The organism is Phormidium pseudopriestleyi FRX01 (assembly GCF_017313335.1).
Lineage (GTDB): Bacteria > Cyanobacteriota > Cyanobacteriia > Cyanobacteriales > Laspinemataceae > Laspinema > Laspinema pseudopriestleyi.
In genome coordinates this window covers 1-4,965 of record NZ_JAFLQW010000155.1, presented here as the reverse complement: position 1 = coordinate 4,965, position 4,965 = coordinate 1, and the positions used below count along the sequence as shown (strand labels likewise).

4 protein-coding genes are annotated in these 4,965 nt (G+C 50.0%); 2 read left to right on the top strand and 2 right to left on the bottom strand.

What is annotated here, in order from left to right:
* Positions 1-878 (bottom strand): S41 family peptidase (locus J0895_RS05770; protein WP_207087162.1); only part of this gene is annotated, 878 nt, incomplete at its 3' end.
* Positions 879-1,539: 661 nt separating this feature from the next.
* Here J0895_RS05770 and petB point away from each other — a divergent pair.
* Together petB and petD are read left to right on the top strand one after the other, a co-directional pair.
* On the top strand, positions 1,540-2,208 hold the full coding sequence (gene petB, locus J0895_RS05765; RefSeq protein ID WP_207087161.1) for a cytochrome b6: 669 nt from the start codon (positions 1,540-1,542) through the stop codon (positions 2,206-2,208).
* A 103-nt stretch (positions 2,209-2,311) separates the two neighbouring features.
* A complete protein-coding gene (petD, locus tag J0895_RS05760) occupies positions 2,312-2,794 on the top strand; it encodes a cytochrome b6-f complex subunit IV (RefSeq protein ID WP_207087160.1) in 483 nt (160 codons plus the stop codon).
* Positions 2,795-2,997: 203 nt separating this feature from the next.
* Here petD and J0895_RS05755 read toward each other — a convergent pair whose 3' ends face one another.
* A complete protein-coding gene (locus J0895_RS05755) occupies positions 2,998-4,653 on the bottom strand; it encodes a CHAT domain-containing protein (protein ID WP_207087159.1) in 1,656 nt (551 codons plus the stop codon).
* Positions 4,654-4,965 lie beyond the last annotated feature (312 nt).

Genomic DNA, 4,965 nt, shown 5'->3' with positions numbered 1-4,965 from the left:
TCCATCGCTTCAAAACTGCCGACTATGCCTTGCCGGTTCACTGTATAGACTATCGTACCTCCATCTAGCCACTGTCGGGCAATTTCTATCCCCGCTTGTAATAGTCCTCCCGGATTGCTTCGCAGATCCAGAATGTAGGCATCCGCCCCTTGCTCCTCAAACTCCTGCACCGTCTGGGCAATTTCTGTGGTTGCATTGGCGTTGAATTGACTCAGACGAATGTAGCCCACGGAACGACCATCGGGGGTTTGCTGCAATTTTGAGATGACTGGGTTTAAGGCAATTAACTCCCGGACGAGAGGAACCTCTTCAACCGCTTGAGTTTCTGTTCGTCTAATGGTGAGGGTGACTGTGGTTCCAATGGGGCCGCGCATTCTAGCTGCCGCTTTATCTAAGGTTAAACCTACCGTAGAGGTGCCTTCAATTTTCAGAATGCGATCGCCCGGGAGCAATCCCGCTCTCTGACCTGGAGACCCATCAATCGGGGCAATCACGGCGACAGTTCCCGTCTCCTCATCTAGGGCAATTTGTAAACCTACCCCAGTTAACTCTCCCGAGGTATTGACTTGTAAACTTCGATACTGATCGGGTTTTAATAATCGGGTAAAGGGGTCATCCAAACTCGCGAGCATTTCTTGAATCTGCCCATAAGTTTCTTCGCGATTTTTCAGGGGGTTTTTCAGTGCCTTTTGCCGCACGAACCACCAATTTTGATGGTTAAAGCTCTCATCTACATAGGAGTAGTTAACGATCCGCCACGCTTGCGAAATCAACTGCTGCTCTTCGCTCAGGGCGAATGCCTCTGGCGTCCACCAGCAACAGGCAAGGGTAAATTGCAAGACCAATAACAGCCCTACTCGGAATACTCGTTTTGCCATAATGCCGATTTTGAAAGGTTGATCAAAGCTTATATCAAATTTTCGAGTGTAAATATATGAGCTAAAGTTACCCCAGTTTAGGGAATTTGGCTATCTAGCGTTGGGAGGGTTGACAAGAAAGGGCTGTGCTGCGATCTACTCCGGTCCCCTCCCCGATGTCTTGGTCCGGGTTAGGGTGGGTCCGCGTTCTGTGGCTTCAGCCACAGAACTAAGCTCATGGTGATTGACCTGACAATTAACTGCACCTCCGATCCCCTCCCCTTGGCAAGGTAGGGCTGTGTCATTCTCCCAGCCCAATTAATTTTTGCATTGTTCAATCGCTTGATCTGGCCGGGGATCCAGGCTAATTCCCCTCCCTTGGAGGGGTGTCCCGAAGGGACGGGGTGGTTTCTTAATTTGTAACCCTAACTCCTAAACTCTAGACCCCACCCGACTGCGCGATCGCTCCCCCGGGGCGATCGGGCCCTTTGATGCTGACCTTTTCTCATAAAAGTAGCCCCCCACCTTCATAGATGATCCCCACCCCAAGCCCTTGCACAGAAGGGCCAAAGGGAAAGGGATTAGCGACAATCGCCAAAGGGACCTAGATTTATGAAAATAGTGTTTAAATTATGTTACATTTTGGAAGAAACGCATTAATCTTTTCGGAACGCTTGCTGCAATGTTTTCCAAAGACGTAACGAACTCCAAAACATACCAGTGGTTTGAAGAGCGCCTCGAAATTCAGGCGCTCGCTGAGGACATCACCAGCAAGTACATCCCCCCCCATGTGAATATCTTCTACTGCTTGGGCGGGATTACCCTAGTCTGCTTCCTCATCCAATTTGCCACTGGGTTCGCGATGACCTTCTATTATCGCCCCACCGTTACCGAAGCCTTTTCCTCCATCCAATACCTGATGACTGAGGTCAACTTCGGTTGGCTCATCCGTTCCGTTCATCGCTGGTCCGCCAGCATGATGGTCCTGATGATGATTCTGCACACTTTCCGGGTTTACCTAACCGGCGGTTTCAAAAAACCTCGGGAACTCACCTGGGTCACCGGCGTGATCTTAGCCGTAATTACCGTCTCCTTTGGCGTAACCGGCTACTCTCTCCCTTGGGATCAAGTGGGTTACTGGGCCGTTAAGATCGTCTCTGGGGTACCCGAAGCAATCCCTGTGGTCGGTTCTACAATTGTGGAACTCCTTCGGGGTGGTGCCAGTGTCGGTCAAGGCACCTTGACTCGCTATTACAGCCTGCACACCTTCGTGTTACCTTGGCTGATTGCCGTGTTCATGTTGCTGCACTTCATAATGATTCGCAAGCAAGGTATTTCCGGTCCCTTGTAAAGAGCTCCTTGCTTGACATTCATCACGCTGACGATCGCTGTATCCTTTTAGCAATTGCAGCCAAGACCTGCCGACCTTAACAATAAGGAGAGGATTCTCAAAAATGTCTATTTTGAAAAAGCCGGATCTGAGCGATCCGAAGTTGCGGGAGAAATTGGCAATGGGGATGGGCCATAACTATTATGGCGAACCCGCTTGGCCAAACGACCTGCTGTATATCTTCCCCGTAGTTATTCTCGGGACGATCGCCCTGTGTGTTGGATTAGGTGTTCTCGACCCCGCAATGGTCGGAGAACCTGCTGACCCCTTTGCGACCCCTTTAGAAATTCTTCCCGAATGGTATCTGTGGCCTTCGTTCCAGATGCTGCGCGTTGTTCCTAACAAACTGTTAGGAATTGCATTGATGGGTGCGATTCCCGTTGGTTTGATGGTTATTCCCTTTATTGAGAATGTCAACAAATTCCAAAACCCCTTCCGTCGTCCTCTGGCTACGGCAGTGTTCCTGTTTGGGACTTTGTTCACCATCTGGTTGGGAGTCGGCGCAATCATGCCGATCGACCAGTCTCTGACTCTCGGTCTATTCTAAATTTTTCCCGGTTCAACTCCCGGTTAAATATAGACGCCCATGCATTTCTCCGATGTGCAATTGTACTCCTGAGATAAAGCAAGGGCGTCTTTTTACATTTTACATTTGAGTCCAAAAAAGCCTATAGCGGTTCAGAAACCCGGTTTCTTGTCCCTGATTTCTACAATTTTACCGATGCTTGAGAAGGGTAGGGGATATTTATCTTACCCCTTCTCTCCCGTGTCGTGCGATCGCCATTCATCAATGGCAAACTCTAAAGTTTGACCCTGGGAACTGCCAAATTTTAATAAAATCCCTGATTCTAACTTCACTTCCTGATGGTGGATTTTTTGCCAACCATTACTACTTTTAATCAAAGTCCCATAGCGAGAAAAGTCCCGTAGAAAATAAGCGGGAACTGAACCTGTCCCAGACATATCCCGATAAAAAATTTCAGCGTGTCGTTGGGAAACCCAGCGTTCCTGAATCACCAAGTCGTTCTGAGACCGACGACCCACCCGCATGAGGCCCCCCCGAATCGGCCAGACTTGGTTGCTGACATCGAGCGATCGCAGATAAGCCAGACTAATTAAAGGCCGAATCCCCGAGGGCGTGTTCTCAGGGAGTTCTGTCTCCAGATAGTCCAGGGGTTGGATTAATTCCCCATTAAACTCCGGATGCATATAAAGGACAGGTAAGGTCCAGGCGGGTTGATTGAATTTATAAACCGTTAACAGATGTTGTCGGGCGACTGCGACAGCGCGATCAATGGACATTCGGTCCGCAAGGGCGCTGGTAAAGGTTTGAATAAAACTTAACGCTTCTTCATCGGTAATCGAGTCGCGCATTCCCAACACTGCCGGGACGCCATGATGAATCAGGACCTCAGCTAGACTACTGCGGGGGATAGCTTGTTCATTCTGGCGATCGCTTTGTGCACCCCAACAAGCATTAAACACCGCTAAGGTCACTTCTGAGCGAACCAGCACTTGAGCCAATTCCGTCCCACTTAAATGGGTGAGGCTTCGTAATAATAACTGACCTCCGGCAGGGGCACAGATGCCGTGACCCGCATAGAAGAAAATATTATAATTGCCCGTTTCGAGTGTTTCGATGAGTTCGGTGGGAGTGGGCTGTAGTAAGGTATCCACATGACAGGATACGGGAAGGATATTCTCACTCCCCTGACGGTTGCGATCGCTCTGTTCGAGGACCTGCGCTAAAGCATCCGCTTCTTTTTGCAGTTGGAGGCGGTTTTCTGCCTGGGAGGAATGACCAGGGGTTTCGACTTCTTCCCCTAAGACTAATAAAATTTTTAAAGATTGGGCAGTGCAATGAATCGCCAGGGGGTCTACATCACTGGTGGTCCTGCTAAATCGTAATTGGGGATTGAGGCAAATGGTGGGTTTACCCGGACGGGGTTGCATGAGTTCCCAAGGCAACGCGATCAGTTCGGGGTCCCGAATTTCTAACTGGATCCGCAGGGGGCGGTCCTGACCCATTGCGATTCCCATGCTTTGGGAGTAGCTATTTTGAAGCGCTTCCCCAAACAGCCATTGCCAAAGCTGGAGTCCTAACTGCTGCATCAGTCGAGCGCTGTAACTGGCTGGAGAGTGACTGCTGCTGGGGGTGAGCAGGGACAAGGCGTTGTCTTGGGATGAAGGCTGGAGATTCCAGACTGAAGGCAAGGGCTGTAGGGAAAATAGCTGATGCCACGCTTGCCAGGTTTGGGTGAGACTATCCGGCCAGGGACAGTCATAATGAACGTAGCCACCGGGATAGGGGGCTTTCAGAACCCAGATAGCAAAGTGTTTTGCATCAGAGTTGGTATTTAAGGGTGCGATCGCGATGCTCAGGCAAGGAATCTCAGACCAAGACATTCAGAACACTGGCTCTAATGTGAAAGGGGCTTTCAACCAGTGTATCTGTTCTGGGGTGATGATGGTGAATTGAGGAATATTCGCTCATGATTACAGCAAGATCCCCCGCCCTTTGTGTGAAATGGTGTGATCCATTGTTTGGATTCACTCCATCAAGGCGATCGCGGGGGATACACAAGAGAAACACGGTAGGGCTGGTAGCCTCGCGTCTTTAGACCGAGGTGGAAAGCCCACACGAGCGGTTTTAACCGCCTACACTGTAGTCCAACCATGATGAGGGTCGTTAATGTAGCGCCCTATCGTATTTTCCGC

What these genes read in the sequence shown, in the direction of transcription:
- petB (WP_207087161.1), top strand. Translation starts at nt 1,540, where the DNA reads ATGTTTTCCAAAGACGTAACGAACTCCAAAACATACCAGTGGTTTGAA.
- J0895_RS05755 (WP_207087159.1), bottom strand. Translation starts at nt 4,653, where the DNA reads ATGTCTTGGTCTGAGATTCCTTGCCTGAGCATCGCGATCGCACCCTTA.
- petD (WP_207087160.1), top strand. Translation starts at nt 2,312, where the DNA reads ATGTCTATTTTGAAAAAGCCGGATCTGAGCGATCCGAAGTTGCGGGAG.